The sequence below is a fragment of the Streptomyces sp. 891-h genome (genome assembly GCF_022760275.1).
Taxonomy (GTDB): domain Bacteria; phylum Actinomycetota; class Actinomycetes; order Streptomycetales; family Streptomycetaceae; genus Streptomyces; species Streptomyces spirodelae.
This window is the reverse complement of record NZ_CP050693.1, coordinates 297,284-316,657: the sequence shown is the minus strand read 5'-3', so window position 1 is coordinate 316,657 and position 19,374 is coordinate 297,284. Positions and strand designations below refer to the sequence as shown.

The window sequence follows — 19,374 nt, the reverse complement described above, 5'->3', positions numbered from 1 at the left end:
ACCCCAATCCCCTGCACAGTCCGCTCCCACAACCGACCACAGGGACATGCCATGAACGGTGACCTCCGCGGCCTCGTACTGCTCGCGACCACGCTCACGACCGGCCTGATGGCGGGTCTCTACTTCGCCTTCTCGGTCGCCGTGATGCCCGGTCTCGGCCGCTCGGACAACCGCACCTTCGTGGAGGCGATGCAGCGCATCAACGTAGCGATCCTGAATGGCTGGTTCGGGCTCGCGTTCGGCGGAGCTCTGGTTCTCGGCGGGATCGCGGCGGCCCTGCACTGGCGTGGTGAGGGCCGGCCGGCGCTGCCGTGGATCATCGCGGGCGTGGTGCTCTACGCGGTCTCGCTGGCCATCACCATGGGCCTCAACGTGCCGCTCAACGACAAGTTGGCCGCCGCGGGGAAGCCCGGCGCGATCCGTGACCTCGCCGCTGTCCGCGACGATTTCGAGGCGGCCTGGGTCCGGTGGAACGTGATACGTACGCTGGTCACTACGGCCGCGCTGGGCTGCCTCGCCTGGGCCATGCGCGTCGGCCACGCAACAGGCCGGGCCTGAGCTGTCTGTCCTTCGAGGTCCGGCCGGCCTAGGATGCCGGCCGGGCTGACGAAAACATCGAAGAGCTGTGGGCGTGGCCGATGAGTTCTCGGCGTCGGACCGGTCTGCACGATTATGACGGTTATGGCTACGCAAACGCTCAAGACCCCCGCTGCCGACCTCGTCCATGACGTCCGCGGCCCGCTGCCGACCACCGACGGACGCCCGCCACTGCTCATGATCGGCCAGCCCATGGACGCCAGCGGCTTCAGAGCGCTGGCGACGCACTTCACCGACCGCACCGTGGTCACCTACGACCCGCGCGGCCTGGGCCGCAGCACCCGCAAGGACGGCCGGACCGACCACGACCCCGAGGTGCAGGCTGCCGACGTGCACGCCGTCATCGAGGCGCTCGGCACCGGCCCTGTCGAGTTGTTCGCCAGCAGCGGCGGTGCGGTGACCGCGCTCGCCCTCGTGGCGGCGTACCCCGATGACGTGACCACCCTGGTGGCGCACGAGCCGCCGCTCTTCTCGGTGCTCCCCGACGCCCAGGCCGCGGAGCGCGCCCGTGCCGACATCCGCGACGCGTACGAGGCGAAGGGCTTCGGCGCCGGAATGGCAGCTTTCCTCGCGATGACGTCGTGGCAGGGCGAGTTCACCGCCGACTACTTCGACCAGCCCGCACCGGATCCCGCCGCGTTCGGGATGCCGACCGAGGACGACGGCTCCCGTGACGATCCGCTGCTCTCCGAGCGGTCCTGGGCGGTCAGCAGCTACCGGCCCGAGGTGGACGCGCTGGCCGCAGCGCCGACGCGGATCGTGATCGCGGTGGGCGAGGAATCGATGAAGACGGTGACCGGACGCACCGCGACGGCCACCGCCGAACTGCTCGGTCAGCCACCGACGGTGTTCCCCAGCCACCATGGCGGCTTCCTCGACGGCGAGTTCGGCTATCCCGGACAGCCGGAAGCCTTCGCGCGCAAGCTGCGCGAGGTTCTCGACGCAGCCGGCTGACGGCCGTTCTTCCGCGGGCCCCCGGCTCGGACACATGGCGAGGCGACGGTCACCCCCGCGTGCCGCGCCTCCCGCTTGTCAGGGCCGGAGGGCCGACGTCTCACCCACGGCGGCGAGCAGTTGGAAGGGCCATTCCGGGTCGGCCTGCCCGATCGTCAAGGCGAGCCAACGACCGGAGTCGGGCAACCGCCACAGGTGCATGTCGCCTGCGACGCCGGACAGGAAGAGGAACGGCTCGGGGGCCACGGAGCCGGGGCCGGGGTCGTCGGTGTCGTAGGTGTCGTCGGTGTCGAACCCGAGATACGGCCACAGAGCGACCGTCTGGGGGCTGCCCCAGCGGTCGGTCAATGTGGCGGCCAGTACGGCGAGATCCGCTTCCAGCTCACGTTCGGCTGCCTCGACGACCTCTTCGCTGCGGTCATCCCAGAAGTCCTGGCTCTCCCGGAGTACGACCAGGTGGTATCCGGGCCCGCTCCACCTGCCGTCCCTTCCAGGCTTTCCCTCCTGCTCGGGGAACGGCAGGGCGCACAGGCTGTCGATGACCGACAACTGGTCATCGGTGGGACGCGCCGACCCGTGCTGGCTGAGCATGTCCGAAGCCTAGCCTTCGGACCCTTGGCCTGGGCTGGACGTACGGTTACGGGGTGCGGAAGCCGCGGAACGTCACGCGCTTGCGGGTCACGAAGCCGAGCCGTTCGTAGAGCGCGATGGCGGCGCTGTTCGTCTCGGCCACGTGCATGAAGGGGCGTTCGTTCCGCGCCAGTATGCGTGTGACGAAGGCGCCGACCAGGCGGGCGGCGTGGCCCTGCCCGCGTGCCTGGGGAGCTGTGCAGACGGCGCTGATCTCGGTCCATCCCGGGGGCCGTAGCCGCTCGCCCGCCATGGCCACCAGCCTGCCGCCGACGCGGATACCGAGGTAGGTGCCGAGTTCATGGGTGCGCGCCCAGAAGGGCCCCGGTCGGGTCTCCGCGACCAGGTCGAGCATCTGCCGCACATCGTCGGCCCCCAGCTCGACCACGTCGGCACCGGTCCCGGCTCGGGCCTGGTCGGGGCGGCTGCCGCCCGACCAGATCAGCTGTCGGCCGTCGAGGACGAAAACCGGCTCCCAGTTGGGAGGGGGTGGCGCCGGGCAGCTGAACATGTCGGCGAACGCGTCGCGGCCGAGGAGCCGCGCGAGGTCGGCCCAGTCCGCGGCTTCCGCGTCGGCGGGTACCGACGAGAAGGTCGCGACTTCCGACAGATAGGTGGCGGCTCGGCCGAGTCGGCGCCCGAGGCCGGCGTGGTGGCCGCGCAGCGACTCGCTCACCGGATCGTCGAGAGCCGCAGTGTGCCCGCTCGTCATCGTGTTGTGCCTCCGCCTGTACGCCGTCGTTCGAGCGCATTCTCCACCCCCGGCTGCGGAGCCCCGACTCCGGCCGACCCGGAAGATCCGTCGCGGCACGGCGGGTCCCCAGGAACCTCAAGGTCGGGTCCGCGTACGGGAGGGTGCGCCTGGACCTGTCCTGGGCGATCATCGAGCATCAAGTTGTCGACATCGGGCTGGGGATGGGAACCGGGGGGCCAGAATCACGGTGCCTCGGGACGCGGTCGTCCACGTCGGGGGTCTGCGCACCGGGTGGAGGGACCTGCGCTACGAGGCCCGGCGGCCATCCCGGTCCGGCGGGCCGAGGTCCGGATCTCCGGGACCATGGCATTCGGACGTCTGAAGACCGTCCACGCCCGCCGCTGAGGCTGCGCCCGGCACCGGCCACCGCCCGGACCGGGGCCCGGGCGGTGGCCCGGGCCCGCTGGGCTCGTCTACTGCCCTGCTGTGGGGAGGGCGGCGACACCGTCGATCTCGACGCGCACGCCTTCCCGTACGAGTTGTGTGATGACCGTTGTCCGGGCCGGCAGCAGCGGACAGTCGGCGAAGAAGTCGCGGTAGACCTCGTTGAAGGTTGTGAAGTTCTGCCTGTCGTCGAGGTAACAGGTGCACTTGACGACCAGGTCTTTCCGACTGCCCGCGGCGGTGAAGACGGCGACGAGGTTGTGCAGTACCTGCCGCACCTGGGCGGCGAAGTCGTCCGGTATCGCGTGCGTGGCGGGGTCGAGGGGCCCCTGGCCGGAGGTGAAGACCAGGTCGCCGACTCTGATGGCCTGGGACAGCGGTGGCTCGGTGCCGTCGGGGAAGCGCACGAACGGGGCGTTCTCCGTGTGGATGCCTTCGATCATGCAGGGCATTGTGCTGCATCATCCCCCGATGACCGCACCGGGACCGGGCACGGGTCTTGAGGCTTTGTCCTGGTCGGGTCGGACTCAGTCGGGTTTGCGGGCCAGGGCACCGTACATGGCGATGTCCTCGTCCCGTACCGGCTCGTCGTCCGGGTCGGGGCGCCACTTGTGGACCTGCACCACGCCTGGGTCCACCAGCTCCAGGCCGGTGAAGAACGCGGACGCCTCCTGGTGGGTCCGCAGCACCATCGGCATCCCTTCCGCCGCGTACTGCTCGGCGACGCGGCCCACCTCCTGCGGCGCGAAGTCCGCGGTGCCGATGGTCGCGGCAAGGTAGCTGCCGGCCGGCAGCGGATCCAGCAGCCTGCGCAGCAGCCCGTGGTCGTCGTCGGCAGGGTGGATGAAGTGCAGCATCCCGATGACCAGGAGTGCGATCGGCTCGTCCAGCTCCAAGGTGGCGCGGAACTCGGGAGAGCCGAGGATCGCGTCCGGGTCCCGCATGTCCGCGTGGACATAGGTGGTACGGCCCTGCGGGCTGCTGGTGAGCAGCGCCTGCGCGTAGTTCAGCACGATCGGGTCGTTGTCGACGTAGACGACGCGGGCGGTCGGCTCGGCCTCCTGGACCACCTCGTGCAGATTGGGGGAGGTGGGCAGGCCGGTGCCGATGTCGAGGAACTGCCGGATGCCGCAGTCGCGCGCGAGGTGGCGGCTCGCTCGCAGCATGAACGCCCGGTTGGCTCTCATGTGCACGGGCAGGGCCGGCCAGACCTCGACCATCGCTTCACCGGCCGCGACATCGGCCTCGTAGTGGTTCTTGCCGCCCAGGATGTAGTCGTAGACGCGCGCCGAGTGCGCCGTACCCGTGCTGAGTGGCCGCTGCCCGTCCCCGATTTCCGCCATCAGTGCCCCACACAATCCGCCCCGGTGGTCCGCCGGGGCCAACGATCTCGTTGATCGACACCCTACGGCGGTGCCTCGGCGCGCACGGCGGCGAGGTCGGCGCCTCTGTCCCCTGCCCCACTCCCAACACTGCTGCGTCGCAAATGCGTTGGGGAGCCGGAGGCCCGGGGAGAGAGCGGCGCGCATTGCATCGAACGGCGGAGCCTGGACGACGTTCCGTCACTCGGGGGAAGGAGGGCAGCCACCGCCGCCGCCCGCTCCCACATGGCGACCGACCTCGCCCGGCTCGGCGAGCGCCTACTGGTCACCCGTTGCGGGGTTTGCTGAACTCCTCGATCAGCACGGGGTACTGCTCACCACCATGTCCGGCGGCGATGGAGCGGTCAGCCATCGCCTTGAGCAGTCTCGGCAGTTCGGCGTTGACGCCCACCGCTTCGCTCTCCTCGATCAAGTGCGCCATGGCGCGTGCGTCGGTCTCCAGGGCCGACACCTCGGCAGGGAAGGAGCCGCTGTCGATCTGCTCGGCGTACCCAGGCAGCCATGTGGCCACGTCGGCAGCGATCTGCTGGGCGAACGGCGCCTATGTCACCGAGACGGCGCTCTTCCGCTGGGGAGTCAGCTTTCGCTGGCTAGGGAGTCATCACAATCCTGCCGAAGACCTCGCCCGCGTCCATCTTCCGGTGGGCCGGCACCGCCTGGTCCAGCGGCAGCACCTCGTGCACTACTGTGCGCAGCTTCCCCCGCGCGGCATCGCTGAACTGGGACGACCGGACGGCCTGCCTGTCGGGACCGGGCACGGCGTCGGAGCTGAAAGTGGCCAACGACAGGGAGCGGCGGAAGTTCTCCATCAGCCGCATACCGAAGTCCGCTGGTGGCTGCCCGCCGACGATGCCGACGGCCACATACCGTCCGTTGGGGTTCAACCTGTCCAGGAAAAGGGGGAGCTGGGGACCTCCCACGATATCGATCACTGCGTCGAAGCCCGACGGTGCGTCGGGGCCGCCGCCCTGGCCGGAGCGGTCGAGGACGTGGGTCGCGCCCAGGTCCCTCAGCCGGGCGCCGCGCTCGGCCGAGGAGGTGGTGACCGCCACCGCGTCAGCGCCGCTTCTGGCTGCCAGTTGGACCGCCGTGATTCCGATGCTGCCCGCCGCTCCGCGTACCAGCAGCGTTGTACCAGGTGTGAGACCGGCGCGGTCCAGGGCGAAGTGGGCGGCTACGCCGGAGCCGCCGAGAGTCACGGCGTCGGCGCAGGTCAGGTCGTCGGGCAGCGGAAGGATGTCCTCGACAGCGGCGACAGCCTGCTCGGCATACCCACCTGAGAGGCCGGTGAACGCCCACACCCGCCGTCCCGTCCACGAGGCATCCACGCCCTCTCCCACCGCGGTGACGCTTCCGGCGACCTCGCTGCCGAGGAGATGGCCCTCCTGGAAGCCGTGGGCGAGCGTTCGCCGGCGGATCACGGCGTCCACGCCGCCTACGCCAATGGCCTCCGTTGCGATCAGGACCTGTCCCGGGGCGGGTACGGGCGCGGGCAAGTCGATCACCTCCAGTCCTTCGGGGCTTCCGAACTTCCTGATCACGACGGCTTTCATCTCGGCTCCTCGGGTTCGGTCGGCGGGTGGACGGGGCACTGCCGCAACGGCCGTGTGCGGCGCAGCGGCACTGGGCGAGCCGGGCTCAGACGGCTGTGACCTCACCAGCTGTGGGGTGGGCCATGGCGGCGGCTCCGTCATCGGACCGTAGCGGACGCCCCCGTCCGGTTGGCTAAAGTGAGAGGTGATGACCGGCCGTTTGCCTCACCTCGTGCGCTCCGACGCCCGCGACAACCGGGCCCGCATCCTCGACGCGGCCCGTGCGGTGTTCGCCGAGGAGGGACTGGTTGCGCCCATGCGAGAGGTCGCCCGGCACGCCGGGGTCGGCCCCGCCACGCTCTACCGGCACTTCCCGACCAAGCGGGCCCTCATCACGGAGACCTTCGCCGAGCAGCGGCGGACCTGCCACACCATCGTCCGCGACGCCCTCGCGGACTCCGACCCGTGGAGGGGATTCCGCCACCTGGTCGAGCAGATCTGCGAACTCCACGCGCACAGCCGGGGGTTCGCCGACGCCTTCATGACGGCCTTTCCCGAGGCCATGGACTTCTACGCCGACCGGGAGCGGGCTGTGCGCGCGGTCGCCGAGCTGGCCCACCGCGCCCAGAAGGCCGGCCGGTTGCGCCCTGGCTTCGTCGTGGACGACCTGCTCCTGATGCTCATGGCCCATCGGGGCGTCCAGGACGTGCCGCGTGCTGCCCGGCTCGCGGCCTCCCGCCGCTTCGCCGCCTACCTGATCGAGGCGTTCCGCGCCGTCCCGGAGAACGCCGTTCCGGAGAGCGCCGTTCCGGGGGACGCCGCACGGGAGGGCGCCGCGCCGGAGACCGGAGCGTCCCCGCCGCTGCCGCCGGCTCCCCGCCTGCGGTTCGCGTACCCCCGGAGCACAGCGGACTCCCTTCCCGGTGAGCCCAACCGGGGGCCTTCTGGGGAGACGTGTCCGTGAGTCGAGTCGCCGTTCCTAGCTCGGGCCGATCGCGGTCTCGATGTGAGCGAGGTGGGCGGCGAGGAGTTCTTCGAAGGCGGCGCGGCGGTCCGCGCCGAGGGGGCGGACGTCACGGGCGAAGTGGGCCAGGGCCGGGAAGCGTTCGGGGTCCGCGCCCAGTACCGCGACGCGGAACAGCTCCATGCCCTGTTCGTGTTCCTCGGGGGTGAGGGTGCTGACCCCCGCTTCGGAGGCGATCAATGCGGCGAGGAGCACCGCGAGCCGGTGGTAGCGCACCGGGATCTCCTCGTCGGGCAGTCCTGAGGCTCGAAGGGCCTGCAGCACCTCCTCCATGACCAGCCGGGAACCGGTGCCGCTCGACACGTAGCGCCCCCAGACCGCCGCGAGTTGGGGCTGCTGCCCGAACGCCTCTCTCACGCGCAGCGCCAGGGCGGTGATGCGCTGCTTCCAGTCGCCCTCGGGGCTGTAGCCGTCCATGGCGGACACGAGGATCCGGTCGGCGACGGCCCGGAGAAGCTCTGTCTTGCTGCGGAAGTGCCGGTAGAGGCTCGAGGAGTCGGTCCCGAGGGTCGCGGCGAGCTTGCGCACGCTGAACGACTCGGCGTCGCTCGAGCGCAGCAGCTGTGCCGCCGCGTCCAGGATCTCGTCGGTCGACCATCGCCTTCGGCCTGCCGTCTCGCCTGCCATTCCGCTCCTCTCGACTGCTCTCAGCCTAGCCCATGCACTCGGCTGAGCACTTGGTGTTGCACGCACCGCGTGCATAATGAGGACATGAGCGCGCCCAGAGCCGGGACCAGGCGGTCGGCGTGTCGTTCGTGCCCTGCACCCGGGCCGGGCGACACGCCCCCGCACCCGGCCGGGCGTCCCACGCGGGGCTCACTCCCGGGAAGACGAAAGGACGCATGCTGTGACCAACCCACTGGACTGCGCCGAGTTGAACGCCGCTCTTGAGAACGTCCACCGGGCCGGAGTGCCGGGCGTGTTCGCCGAGGTGCGCGACGGCGACCAGGTCTGGCGCGGCGCGGCCGGGGTCGCCGACGTCGACACCGGTCGCCCCGTCACCGCCGATATGCGGCACCGCGTCGGCAGCATCACCAAGACCTTCACAGCCGCCGCGGTTCTGCAGCAGGTCGACAGCGGCCAGATCGGCCTCGACACACCGATCAGCCGGTATCTTCCCGGACTGGTCCCCGGTGAACGCGGCGACGCGATCACCGTCCGCATGCTGATCAACCACACCAGCGGCCTCGCCGAGTACCTCCCCTTCGCCTACCACTCGCTCAAGGCGTTTCCCGACCTCGCGGAAACCGGGCCCCAGAGCCTGGACGACCACCGGTTCACGCGGTTCCACCCCACCGAACTGATCGAGATGGGCGTCACCGCACCTCCCGTCGGCGCCCCGGGCGGCACTCCGGGCGTCTACTCCAACACCAACTACCTGCTCCTCGGTGAACTCCTGGCACAGGTGACCGGAACCACCGCCGAGGACTGCATCACCCGGAACGTCATCGAGCGTGCCGGGCTTCAGGACACCGAACTCCCCACCGGACCACACATCCACGGGCCGCACTCGCGGCTCTACGAGGCATGGTTCGGCATGATCGACCCGCCGCGCGACTACAGCGTCTACGACATGTCATGGGTGGGACCGGCCGCCGCGCTGATATCGACCGTCGCGGACCTCAACCGCTTCTTCGGCCTGCTGCTGGCCGGCGAGATCGTCAGCTCCTCCTCGCTGGCGCAGATGCAGCGCACCGTGCCGGTCGTCTCCCAGGAAGGGAAGACGATCGACTACGGGCTCGGGCTGCACCCGACGGAGGCTCCCGGCCAGCGGACCTTCTGGGGGCACGGCGGCACGGTCTGGGGCGGTGGAGCGCTGGCCATTACCCGCGACGACGGCAAGCGGCGGATGGCCGTCGCGGTGAACACGCAGAGGTGGAACAGGCTCGACCCCTCCGGCAGGCCGCAGCCGCATCCCATCGACGAGGCGCTCGCGGCCCTCCACCGAGTGGCCATGTACGGCTGATCCGGACCCGGACGACCACAAGACGGCGGACCCGCGCTGTGGGCACGACCGACGCGATGGCCGGTTCCGTCCCGGTAGTCCGTGGCTACCGGACGAGGTGCTGATCGAGAGCGGCCAGGATGTCGTTGACGGGGCCGAAGGTGAGTATGCCTGTCGTGCCGCCCGCGATCTCGCCGCGCAGCGGGGAGAGGGCGTCGCGCGCTCGTGCGGCGAGTGAGGCGTCCTCCAGCAGGTTCGCCGTATGCGCGTTGACGGCCCAGAGCGCGTCGTACAGATGGTCGGCGGGGGGTTCGGGCAGGCCGGCTGCGGACTCGCGGGCCGCTTCGGGGTTGCCGCGGGCGAGGTGGAGCAGGGGCCGGACCCAGGGGCGGTTGGGTCCCCAGTCGAGGGCGGGGTCCGTGGGCGCGGCGCGGCCGTGGCGCATCCGGAGGGAGAGGAGCGCGAGCGGGAAGATACCGGCCTCCACCCCGGGCATGCCCGCGCCTGCGAGGTCGCCGGCCACGGAGCGGTAGGCATGGGCGACCTCGGCCGGATCGCTCGACCGTTGTGCCAGCCGCATCGCACGGAAAGCGGCCGTGAGGACGTGAACGAGCGGGGACTCGTGGACGGTGGCGAGCCGCTCGGCCGCCACGGCGTGGCATTCCGCGGTCCCGGTGTCGCCGCGGGCAGCACAGACCTGGATCTTGATCAGCCGGCCGAGGATCTCGAACATCGGGAGATCGTGGCGCGCGGAGAGCTCGATGACCTCACCGGCGATCAGGTCCCGCTCGCCGGTGCGCCCCGGGTGCTGGAAGGACTGGACGAATCGGGCGTTGAGCGCGAGCACCAGCGCATTGGGGTCGTGCAGGTCCCGGGCCAGTTGCTCGGCTTCGTCCGCCGCCTCGGCGGCCCAGCGGTCCCGGGTTCCGCGGTGTTCCAGCGCGATGGTCGCGAGGAGACGTGCCCGAAGCGCGGGGGGAGCCCCGGGCCCCAGCCGGTTCAGGGTGCGCCGAGCAGACGCGACCAGGGCCTCGGACCGCTCGGGGTCGTCGGCGCGCGTCCAGATGGTGGGGACGTCGTACGCCGTGATCACACGGGCGGTGAGAGCGGCGTCCTCGGTCCTTTCCGCCTCCGCGACTGCCGCGGCGCGTTGCTCCTGGGCGAGAACCAGGTTGGTGCCGCCGGTGACCGCTGCGGCCCCGGCGACGGTGCTCATCGAGCGCAGCCGGGTGTATGTGCCCGTCGCTTCCGTACGCGTGAGCAGGCGCTGCCGGTCCTCGTCCCGGGGTGCGGGCGTGAGGTGCGGAGCGTGCCGGAGGATGTCACGTTCCAGGTGGTCGAGGCTGTCCGCCGATTCCAGTCCGAACCGGTCCAGCAGGCAGGCCCGCGCGTTGCGCAGCGAGGCCAGCGCGTCGACCTGGCGGCCGGATTGGTAGAGCGCATGGGCGAGCAGCACCCAGGCGCGCTCCCGCCACGGGTGCGCGGTGGCGAACGCTTCCAGCTCCGGAACGAGCGGCGCGCCACGCCCGAGGTCGAGCATCGCCCGGGCGCGCAGCTCGACGGCCTGACGGTGGAGCTCGGTCAGCCGGGCGCGCTCCGGCGTCAGCCAGGGCGAGGCGTCGAGGTCCGCGTACGGCTCGCCCCGCCACCACGACAGCGCCTCGCTCAGCGCACCGGCAGCCTGGCCGCTGGGCGCCTCGCGCACCGTCCGAAGGGTGTCCTCGAACCGGTGCACGTCGACGTTCGCGCGCGGAATCCGCAAGGCGTACCCCGTTCCGACCGTCTCGATGGTGAGCGACGGGGCCCGCGGCGGGCGATCGGGTTCGAGGGCGCGGCGCAGCTCGCCGACGAAGGTACGCACCGTCCCTGCCGCTGCCTGCGGGGGATCCTCCCAGAGATCACCGACGAGCACCGGAAGCGGGACGGCCCGGCCGTCGGCCGAGACCAGCCGTCCCAGCAGCTCGCGGCGGCGTCTGCTGCCCACCGGTACAGGGCGGCCCTCGGCGTCCGTGACCTCGATCGGCCCGAGCACCTTGACGAGGATCTCCATGTCCTCATTCTCCTCGGTCCCGGGCCACCGCTGATCCACTGCTGATCCGCCTCCCGGATGATCCCTGTCGTTCACGCATCCGGGTGTGAGCGGCAGCGACCCACGAGCGTGGGAGAGGGAGACGGCAACGATGAGCACCAGCATTCCGGGGTTCGAGACCAGGTCGATCGAGGTGGCGGACGGCGTGGAGCTGCACGCGGCGGTCGGGGGAGAAGGACCGGCCGTCGTGCTGCTCCACGGATTTCCCCAGACCCACCTGATGTGGCGGCACGTCGCTCCCCTCCTGGCAAGGCACCACACCGTGGTCTGCCCCGACCTCCGCGGCTACGGCGCCAGCAGCAAGCCGGAGGCGGTCACCGAGGACACCTACTCGAAGCGGACGATGGCCGAGGACATCGTCCGCCTGGCCGACGCGCTCGGATTCGACCGGTTCGCGCTGGTCGGGCACGACCGGGGGGCGCACGTCGCCTTCCGTGCCGGGCTCGACCACCCGGACCGGATCAGCCGGCTGGGCATCCTGGACATCGTTCCCACCCTGGACACCTGGAACGTCCTGCACGGAGTCAGCGCCGCTGTGGCCTTCCACCTGTACCTGATGGCCCAGCCGCCCGGGCTGCCCGAGCAGATGATCGCGGGCAGTGCCGACGCGTTCTTCGGCCACTTCCTCGACGCCTGGTCCACGGGCTCCGACGCGATCCCGGCAGACGTACGCGCCGAGTACCTTCGCGCCTCCCGTAACGCCGTTCCGTCGATCACCGCCGACTACCGTGCCACCGCGACCGTCGACATCGAACACGACCAGGCCGACCTCGACGCCGGCAACCGGCTCTCCATGCCGGTGACGGTCGTCCAGCAGGACTGGGGCCGGCAGCTGGGGTTCGACGCCGAGGCGATCTGGCGGCCGTGGATCACCGACCTTCAGCACTTCACCACCCGGGCGGGCCACTTCATGGCCGAGGAGGCCCCGGAGGACATCGCCACGCTGATCCTGGACCTGATGAAGCGGTGACCGCCCGGATGATCCCGTAGCGGCCACACTCACCGGGGGCTTTTTGGGGGACGGCTCATATGGGGCCGTTGGGCTCTCCCCCCGTGGGAGAGCCCACTTTGCCGGTGTGCGGCCGACCCTGGCCGTCTCACCGGCCGGTCACTTCACAGAGCCGGCCATCACCCCCTGCACGAAGTGCCGCTGGAAGGCGAAGAAGACCGTGACCGGCACGATCAGGGACAAGAACGCGCCGGGAGCCAGTACCCCGATGTTGCTGCCGAACTGCCGCATCTCCGACTGCAAGGCCACCGTCAGCGGCTGCGACTGGCTGTCGGCGAAGATCAGGGCCACCAGCATGTCGTTCCACACCCACAGGAACTGGAAGATCGCCAGGGAGGCGATCGCCGGCCGGCCCAGGGGCAGTACCAGCGAAGTGAAGATGCGCAACTCGCTGCAGCCCTCGGTCCGGGCGGCCTCCAGCATCTCCTTGGGGATCTCCGCGAAGTAGTTCCGCAGCAGGAAGACGGCGAACGGCAATCCGTACGCGACGTGGAAGAGGATCACTCCGGGAATCGTGCCGAAGAGACCGACCGCGCCGAACATCTTGGCCACCGGCAGCAGCCCCACCTGGATCGGCACCACGAGCATGCCCACCACGGCCAGGAAGATCCAGTCGCGGCCCGGGAACTCCAGCCAGGCGAAGGCGTATCCCGCCAGGGACGCCACCACGACGACGGTCACGGTCGCGGGGACCGAGATCAGCACCGTGTTCCAGAAGGAGTCGATGATGCCGGAGTTGTCCAGCAGCGCCGAGTAGTTGTCGAAGGTGAGGTCGCCGGGGTGGGTGAGCGCGGTCCACCAGCCGGAGGAGGCGTTTTCCTGGTCCGGCCGCAGCGAGGAGACGAACAGTCCGAACGCCGGGGCCAGCCACAGGAGTCCGACGACCGCGAGGATCAACTGCACCACGCCGCGGCTGAGCTGCCGCATCAGCCAGGCGACGGGTCCCGGTCGCCCGGCCCGGGAAGGGGCCTTGGACGAAGCCTTCGAGGAAGGCTCGCCAGATGGCTTGGAGGGAGCCGTTGGGGAAAGCGCGGTCATGACTGGCTCCTGCGGAAGCGTCGGATGTTGAAGATCATGGCCGGCACCACCAGGAGCAGCAGCAGGACACCCAGCGCGCTGCCCAGGCCCTGGTTGTTGCCGCCGCCGAAGGACACCAGCCACATCTGCAGCGCCAGGACATTGGCGTCCTCCTGCACCGGCCCCGGCGCGATGACGTAGACGAGGTCGAAGACCTTCATCACATTGATCACCATGGTCACGAAGACCACGCCGAGCACGGGGGCCAGCAGTGGCGCGGTGATCTTGCGGAAGATCTGCCACTCACTCGCCCCGTCGATCCGCGCCGCCTCCAGCACGTCCCGTGGCATGGCCGCGAGCCCGGCGGCGATCAGGACCATCGCGAACCCGGTCCAGATCCACATGTACGCGCCGATGATCGCCGGGGTGATGAGTGTGGGGCCGAGCCACTCCACGCCCGTGTACGGCTCGGCGAAGGTCCGGGCGGGCAGGCGTATGGAGTAGTCGCCGGGTGACAGCTTGCTGAAGTGGTACGAGCCGTCGGCCGCGGTGGTCGTCTTGGCCACGGCCTTGCCCTTGGCGTCGACCGCCTCGATGGCGACCTGTGGCAGACCCTTCTCCTTCGGGTCCACCTGCCCCGGCTTTCCGCCGCCGCCCAGGGTGAAGTCCACCCAGACGACGCCGCGCAGCTCGTCACCGTGTGCGGTGGCGTTCGCCGCCTTGCGCGCGGGTCCCGCGTCCTTCGGCAGGTCCTTGGGCGGGACGCCGACCAGGCCGAGATTGACCGTGTTGCCGGGTGACGCCTTCTCCTTCGTCGTGTACGAACCGTCCTTGCCCTTGGCCAGCACGGTGCTGTCCTTGGGGCGCGCTGTCGGATAGTGGGCGCCTTCGTCGAAGGCGTCGTGTACACCGACGGCGACCGCGTTGAGCACACCGCGGTCGGGGTCCTGCTCGTAGACGACGCGGAAGATGATGCCCGTGGCGAGGAAGGAGATCGCCATCGGCACGAACAGCACCAGCTTGAAAGCGGTGGCCCAGCGGATCTTCTCGGTCAGCACGGCCAGGACCAGCCCGAGGCCGGTCAGCAGCGCCGGCGCGACCAGGACCCAGATGGCGGTGTTGCGGATCGCCTTCAGCGTCGCCGGGTCGTCGAACATCTCCGTGTAGTTCTCGGCGCCGACGAAGCGCGTGCCCGAGGCGTCGAAGAGACTGCGCCCGACCGTGAAGAGGATCGGGTACGCGACGAGCGCGCCGAGCAGCAGCAGCGCGGGCAGCAGGAAGAGCAGAGCGACCAGGCGCCGTCGGCGGTCGGCCCGGCGGCGTGGACTGTCCTTGGGCTCAGTGGTGCCCGGCCCCGCCCGGCCCGGCAGCGGTGCCGGGCCGGCGGGAGCCTTCACAGGGGTGGCTGGCATCCGTACGTTCCTCAGCCCTTGTACGCCTTGGCCGCGGCGGCCTCGAGCTTGCGGGCCGTGGCCTTGGGGTCGGACGGGTCGCGCAGGAAGTCCTGCAGCAGCTTCCACTCACCCGTGCCCTTGGTGCCGCCGAAGGCGGCCGGGGCCTGGTCGGACATGTCGAACCGGACCGTGTTCCCGGCCTCGACCAGCGACTTGGCGGTCTGCCGGGTGACGTCGTCCGGGTAGGCCGAGAGCTTCACGTTCTTGTTGGGGGAGAGGAAGCCTCCCGTCCCGGCCCAGACCTCGGCCGCCTCGGGCGTCGCCAGGAACTCGAGCAGCTTCATCCCGGCCTTGCGGTGCTTTCCTGCCTTGATGACCGCGGCCGCGTCACCGCCGCCGACCACCGGCGGCTTGCCGCCCTTGACCGCGGGGAACGGGAAGAACTTGGCGTCCGTGCCGACCTTCTTCTTCAGGTCGCCGGAGATGCTGGCGCCCACGAAGTCGCCCTCGTAGACCATTCCGGCCTTGGGGTTGTCGCCGAAGACCTGCTCGACGGACTCCGGGAAGGTGGTGCGCAGCGCGCCCTTGCTGCCGCCGGCGACCAGGTTCTTGTCCTTGAACAGCTCGGCGAGCGTGGTCAGGGCCTTCACGACGGTCGGGTCGGTCCAGGAGATCTTGTGCTCGGCGAGCTGCTTGTACTTCTCGGGGCCGGCCTGGGAGAGGTAGACGTTCTCGAACCAGTCGGTGAGGGTCCAGCCGTCCTCACCCGCGACCGAGAAGGCGGGCAGCCCGGACTCGGATATCGTCTTGCCGGCCTTCAGCATCTCCTTCCAGCTCTTGGGGGGCTGCACCCCGGCCTGGGAGAGAGCGTCCGGGCTGTACCAGACGGTCGACTTGTTGGACGCCTTGAAGTAGAGGCCGTAGTACTTGCCGTCCACGGTGCCGTAGTCCCGCCACACCGGGGCGAGGTTGCTCTTGGTCTCGTCGCGGACCTTGGTGGACAGCGGCTGCAGCCAGCCCTTGTTCGCGAACTGCTTGAGCACCCCGGGCTGCGGCACCATGACGACGTCGGGCGCGTTGCCGCCCTCGATCTTGCTGCCGACGACGGTGGAGACGTTGTCGCCGGTGGAGATGAACTTGGTCTTGGCGCCGGTCTTCTCGGAGAAGGCGTCCAGCACCTTCTGGAAGTTCTTCTGCTCGGTGCCGGTCCACACTCCGGCGACCGTGACCGTCTGGCCCTTGAGCTCCTGCGAGCCGGACCCGGCGTCGTCGTCGCCCGAGCCGCAGGCGGTGGCGGTCAGGGCGAGGCCGAGCGTGAGCGCCGTGGCCGTCGCTACCCGTCGTCTGGTGCTGGTGTTGGTCATGGTGTGTTCCCCTCCTGGGAGTTGGAGTCGGTGGAGCGGGTGGACAGGTCGCTGATCCACCAGGCGGCGGTGGACCCGGGAAGGACGCCCGGCGGGCAGTCCCGGCTGGCGAGCAGCGGAGTGCCGGCGACGGGCGCCGGTACGGGATCGAGGCCGAAGTTGACGGCGCAGACCAGGCTTTCGCCGCGTACGAAGGCCAGGACCTCAGGCTCGGTCTCCAGCCAGCGCAGGCTGCCCTCGCCCAGCTGTGGCAGGCTGCGGCGCAGCTGGAGCCCGTCGCGGTAGAGGTGCCAGAAGGAGCGGGTGTCGGCCAGCGCCCGCTCGGTGGCGTGCTCGGCGAACCACTCGGGCTGCGGCAGCCACGGCTGGGCCGTGCTGTCGGCGGCGGTGAAGCCGAACGGGGAGGCGTGGCCGGACCACGGCAGTGGCACCCGGCAGCCGTCACGGACGCGCCGGCGCGAGCCGGTCCTGCGGAAGATGGGGTCGGTGAGCACCTCGTCGGGCAGGTCGACCACCTCGGGCAGACCCAGCTCCTCGCCCTGGTAGATGTAGGCGGCACCGGGCAGTGCGAGCATCAGCAGGGCCGCGGCCCGGGCGCGGGCGGGGCCGACTGTGGTGCTCTCCCCGGCGTACCGGGTGACGGTCCTGACCTGGTCGTGGTTGTTGAGCACCCAGGTGACGGTGGAGCCGGTGCCCGCGATGTCGGTGAGCGCCTCGGAGATGGCCTTCCGGAAGGCATCCACGTCCCATTCGGCACTCAACAGGTCGAAGAAGAACGCCTGGTGCAGCTCGTCGGGGCGTACGTACATGGCGTGCTCGCGGGCGGTCGGCACGGACACCTCGCCGACCAGCAGCCGGTCGAGGCCGTCGCGGGCGGTGTACTCGTCGCACACCGCGCGCCAGTCACGCCACACCTGGTGCACCTCGGGCTGGTTCCAGGCCAGCGGGTTGACCGAGTCGCGGGCGCGCTCGTCGGCCTCCGGGTCGGGGGAGTCGGGGAGTTCGGGGTGCTTGAACAGGCCCGCGGCGACATCGATGCGGAAGCCGTCGACGCCGCGGTCGAGCCAGAAGCGCAGCACGTCGCCGAACTCGCGGCCGACCGCCGGGTCACGCCAGTTGAGGTCGGGCTGGTCCGGGGTGAACAGGTGGAGGTACCACTGGCCCGGCTCGCCGTCCGGCTCGGTGATCCGGGACCAGGCGGGGCCGCCGAACATGGCCCGCCAGTTGTTGGGCGGCAGTTCGCCGTCCGCTCCGCGTCCGTCGGCGAAGTGGAAGCGGGAGCGAGCGGGGCCGCCGGGACGGTCCGCCAGTGCGGCGCGGAACCACGGGTGCTCGCTGGAGCAGTGGTTCGGAACGATGTCGATGACGACCTTCACGCCGAGCCGGTGGGCGTCCGTGACCAGACGGTCGAACTCGTCCAGGTCCCCGAAGAGCGGGTCGACGCCCCGGTAGTCGGCGACGTCGTAGCCATGGTCGTGGTGCGGCGAGGGGTAGAAGGGGCTGAGCCAGATCCCGTCGACGCCCAGCTTCTTGAGGTACGGGAGTCCGGCGCGGACTCCGGCCAGGTCGCCGACGCCGTCCCCGGTGCTGTCGAGGAAGCTGCGGACGTAGACCTGGTAGATCACCGCATCCCGCCACCAGTGCTGGGTGGTGACGGCCATGGCTGTGTGCATGCGTGGTGCCTGTCTCATCGAGTGTTCCGACGTTGTGCATGCTTGTTATGTAGGAATTTCACGCAGGTGTCAATGAGTTTGCTCGTAACCACCCGGAAACCTGTGCGACTTGCCCGTATTTGCACCGGATTTTCGAGGCAGGAGAACGCGACGGCTCTACTTAACAAGTAAGTACGCGATTCGGAGTGGGACCGGATCCGGCGGGAGAGCCGGCAGGGATCCGTTCAGCCGCGGCGGACGATCTCCTGGAGCTCCCGTTCGAGCCGCGCCACCGCCTGCCCGGGCGTCACCCGCTGCGCCATCGCGTCGTACACGACCGCCTGCACGGCCAGGCTCACCTGCTCGTACCTGCGGCTCTTGGGCCTCGGCTTGGCCGCGAGTACGCTCTTGCGCAGCGTCGGCAGATACGGATACCGGCGCACCAGCGCGGGATCCTTGTAAACGCCGGCCCATACCGGCGGCAGGGCGCCCTCGGTGAGGACGCGCCGCTGGATGTGCTCACTCGTCAGGTAGTCGAGCAGATCGGCGGCCGACTCCTTGTGCTCGGACCGTGCGTTGACGGCGAGATTCGAGCCGCCCAGCACCCCGGCCGCCGCCCCGTGGGAGCCGGGCAGCGGCACGACCCCGAACTTCCCCGCGACCTTCGAGTCGCTCGCGGCCGCTGTCCCCTGGACGTACGGCCAGTTGCGCAGGAAGAGCAGTTTCCCGTCCTCGAAGGCCTGCCGGGACTCCTCCTCCTTGTAGGTGAGGGCCTCCTTCGGGATCCAGCCCTCCCGTACGCCCCGGGCCAGAAAGCCGATGCCCTTCCGCGCTGCCGGGGAGTCGACGGTGACCCGCTTCCCCTCGTCCGCGAGGAGGGTGCCGCCCGCCGACCTCATGACCTCCGACGCGTTGACCGTGAGCCCTTCGTACGGCAGGAACTGCCCCGCGTAACCCTCCAGGCCGTACTTCGGCGCCACCGTCTTCGCGAGCCGCTCCAGCTCGGCCCAGGTGCGCGGCGGGGCCTTGCCCTCCTTGTCCAGGATGTCCTTGCGGTAATAGAGCAGGCCCGCGTTCGTGACGTACGGCAGCGCGTACAGTCGGCCGCGGAAGGTGGCGGTGTCCACCACGGGAGGCAGGAAGTGCTCGAGGGGGAAGCGGTCGGCGTTCAGCGGAGCGATCCAGCCGGCGGCGGCGAACTCGGAGGTCCAGGCCACGTCGATGTTGAGCACGTCGTAGCGGTCGCTGCCCGACCGGAGGCTCGAAGCCAGCTGCGCGCGGACCTCGTCCGCGGCGTCCGGCAGCTCGACCAGGGTGACCTTCTCGGCCGGCCGCTGACGGTTCCAGTCGTCCAGGACTCCGCGCAGATAGCCGGTCAGGTCTCCGCCCGTGACCACCGTCAGCGGTCCGCGCCCCGTACCGGAGCCGCCGACCGTCGCGTCGCGGGCTCCGGCGCCGGTCCCCGTGTAGCCAACCAGGATCAGCACGGCAGCCAGGAGTCCCCTACCCGCGGCCCGTTTCCACCGCATAGGTTCCTCCTTCGCACACCGGCGTCGACCCGCCCGCGTCGGCGTCCGCGCCCCCTGCATAGCTGTTAGGTATGCGGGATACTAAACATCCTGGACAATACAGGGGCGATCCGGCTCA

At 70.3% G+C, this 19,374-nt stretch carries 17 protein-coding genes and 2 pseudogenes; 6 read left to right on the top strand and 13 right to left on the bottom strand.

Annotation, left to right across the window (positions count from 1 at the left end; translation table 11 throughout):
- The first annotated feature begins 51 nt into the window (after positions 1-51).
- Both HC362_RS01460 and HC362_RS01455 read left to right on the top strand, forming a co-directional pair.
- Entirely contained in the window at positions 52-558 is a 507-nt protein-coding gene (locus tag HC362_RS01460; RefSeq protein ID WP_243081936.1) for an anthrone oxygenase family protein, read from the top strand.
- A 123-nt stretch (positions 559-681) separates the two neighbouring features.
- Positions 682-1,551 (top strand): alpha/beta hydrolase, encoded by an 870-nt coding sequence (locus HC362_RS01455; RefSeq protein ID WP_243081935.1) that lies wholly within the window; start codon positions 682-684, stop codon positions 1,549-1,551.
- Between the two features lie 78 nt (positions 1,552-1,629).
- Here the strand turns inward: HC362_RS01455 and HC362_RS01450 are convergent, their stop codons facing one another.
- Together HC362_RS01450 and HC362_RS01445 are read right to left on the bottom strand one after the other, a co-directional pair.
- Entirely contained in the window at positions 1,630-2,142 is a 513-nt protein-coding gene (locus HC362_RS01450) for a hypothetical protein (RefSeq protein WP_243081934.1), read from the bottom strand.
- A 46-nt stretch (positions 2,143-2,188) separates the two neighbouring features.
- Positions 2,189-2,893, bottom strand: coding sequence for a GNAT family N-acetyltransferase (locus HC362_RS01445; protein WP_243081932.1), 705 nt, complete (start codon positions 2,891-2,893; stop codon positions 2,189-2,191).
- A gap of 95 nt (positions 2,894-2,988) precedes the next feature.
- Between HC362_RS01445 and HC362_RS01440 the strand changes: the two are divergent.
- Positions 2,989-3,280, top strand: a pseudogene (locus HC362_RS01440) (hypothetical protein); the annotation flags it as partial.
- Positions 3,281-3,348: 68 nt separating this feature from the next.
- Here HC362_RS01440 and HC362_RS01435 read toward each other — a convergent pair.
- The 4 genes and pseudogenes from HC362_RS01435 to HC362_RS01420 form a co-directional block, all read right to left on the bottom strand.
- Positions 3,349-3,762, bottom strand: coding sequence for a RidA family protein (locus tag HC362_RS01435; protein WP_243081931.1), 414 nt, complete (start codon positions 3,760-3,762; stop codon positions 3,349-3,351).
- 84 nt (positions 3,763-3,846) lie between these two features.
- On the bottom strand, positions 3,847-4,662 hold the full coding sequence (locus HC362_RS01430; RefSeq protein ID WP_243081928.1) for an SAM-dependent methyltransferase: 816 nt from the start codon (positions 4,660-4,662) through the stop codon (positions 3,847-3,849).
- Positions 4,663-4,966: 304 nt separating this feature from the next.
- Positions 4,967-5,230, bottom strand: a pseudogene (locus HC362_RS01425) (NAD(P)-dependent oxidoreductase); the annotation flags it as partial.
- Positions 5,231-5,291: 61 nt separating this feature from the next.
- On the bottom strand, positions 5,292-6,254 hold the full coding sequence (locus tag HC362_RS01420) for a zinc-dependent alcohol dehydrogenase family protein (RefSeq protein ID WP_243081925.1): 963 nt from the start codon (positions 6,252-6,254) through the stop codon (positions 5,292-5,294).
- Positions 6,255-6,441: 187 nt separating this feature from the next.
- On the opposite strand from HC362_RS01420, the gene HC362_RS01415 reads away from it, so the two are divergent.
- A complete protein-coding gene (locus HC362_RS01415; RefSeq protein WP_243081924.1) occupies positions 6,442-7,197 on the top strand; it encodes a TetR/AcrR family transcriptional regulator in 756 nt (251 codons plus the stop codon).
- A gap of 15 nt (positions 7,198-7,212) precedes the next feature.
- Here HC362_RS01415 and HC362_RS01410 read toward each other — a convergent pair whose 3' ends face one another.
- Positions 7,213-7,884 carry a helix-turn-helix domain-containing protein gene (locus HC362_RS01410; RefSeq protein WP_243081921.1) on the bottom strand — a complete coding sequence of 224 codons (672 nt, stop codon included), beginning with the start codon at positions 7,882-7,884 and terminating at the stop codon, positions 7,213-7,215.
- Between the two features lie 220 nt (positions 7,885-8,104).
- Between HC362_RS01410 and HC362_RS01405 the strand changes: the two genes are divergently transcribed.
- The gene (locus HC362_RS01405) at positions 8,105-9,223 is read left to right on the top strand and encodes a serine hydrolase domain-containing protein (protein WP_243081920.1); all 1,119 of its coding nucleotides are present in this window, start codon (positions 8,105-8,107) and stop codon (positions 9,221-9,223) included.
- A gap of 85 nt (positions 9,224-9,308) precedes the next feature.
- On the opposite strand, the gene HC362_RS01400 is transcribed toward HC362_RS01405, so the two are convergent.
- Complete coding sequence (locus HC362_RS01400; protein WP_243081919.1) at positions 9,309-11,252, bottom strand: AfsR/SARP family transcriptional regulator; 1,944 nt, start codon at positions 11,250-11,252, stop codon at positions 9,309-9,311.
- A 130-nt stretch (positions 11,253-11,382) separates the two neighbouring features.
- Between HC362_RS01400 and HC362_RS01395 the strand changes: the two genes are divergently transcribed.
- Positions 11,383-12,261 carry an alpha/beta hydrolase gene (locus HC362_RS01395; RefSeq protein ID WP_243081918.1) on the top strand — a complete coding sequence of 293 codons (879 nt, stop codon included), beginning with the start codon at positions 11,383-11,385 and terminating at the stop codon, positions 12,259-12,261.
- Between the two features lie 138 nt (positions 12,262-12,399).
- Here HC362_RS01395 and HC362_RS01390 read toward each other — a convergent pair whose 3' ends face one another.
- From HC362_RS01390 to HC362_RS01370, 5 genes are all read right to left on the bottom strand, one after another.
- A complete protein-coding gene (locus HC362_RS01390) occupies positions 12,400-13,227 on the bottom strand; it encodes a carbohydrate ABC transporter permease (RefSeq protein WP_243088307.1) in 828 nt (275 codons plus the stop codon).
- A 107-nt stretch (positions 13,228-13,334) separates the two neighbouring features.
- Positions 13,335-14,729 (bottom strand): ABC transporter permease subunit, encoded by a 1,395-nt coding sequence (locus HC362_RS01385; RefSeq protein ID WP_243081916.1) that lies wholly within the window; start codon positions 14,727-14,729, stop codon positions 13,335-13,337.
- An 11-nt stretch (positions 14,730-14,740) separates the two neighbouring features.
- Positions 14,741-16,075, bottom strand: a complete 1,335-nt coding sequence (locus tag HC362_RS01380) for an ABC transporter substrate-binding protein (protein ID WP_243081915.1) — start codon at positions 16,073-16,075, stop codon at positions 14,741-14,743.
- Positions 16,072-17,748, bottom strand: a complete 1,677-nt coding sequence (locus HC362_RS01375) for a glycoside hydrolase family 13 protein (RefSeq protein WP_243081914.1) — start codon at positions 17,746-17,748, stop codon at positions 16,072-16,074. The genes HC362_RS01380 and HC362_RS01375 overlap by 4 nt, the downstream gene beginning before the upstream one ends.
- 224 nt (positions 17,749-17,972) lie before the next feature.
- Positions 17,973-19,256 carry an ABC transporter substrate-binding protein gene (locus HC362_RS01370; protein ID WP_243081912.1) on the bottom strand — a complete coding sequence of 428 codons (1,284 nt, stop codon included), beginning with the start codon at positions 19,254-19,256 and terminating at the stop codon, positions 17,973-17,975.
- Positions 19,257-19,374 lie beyond the last annotated feature (118 nt).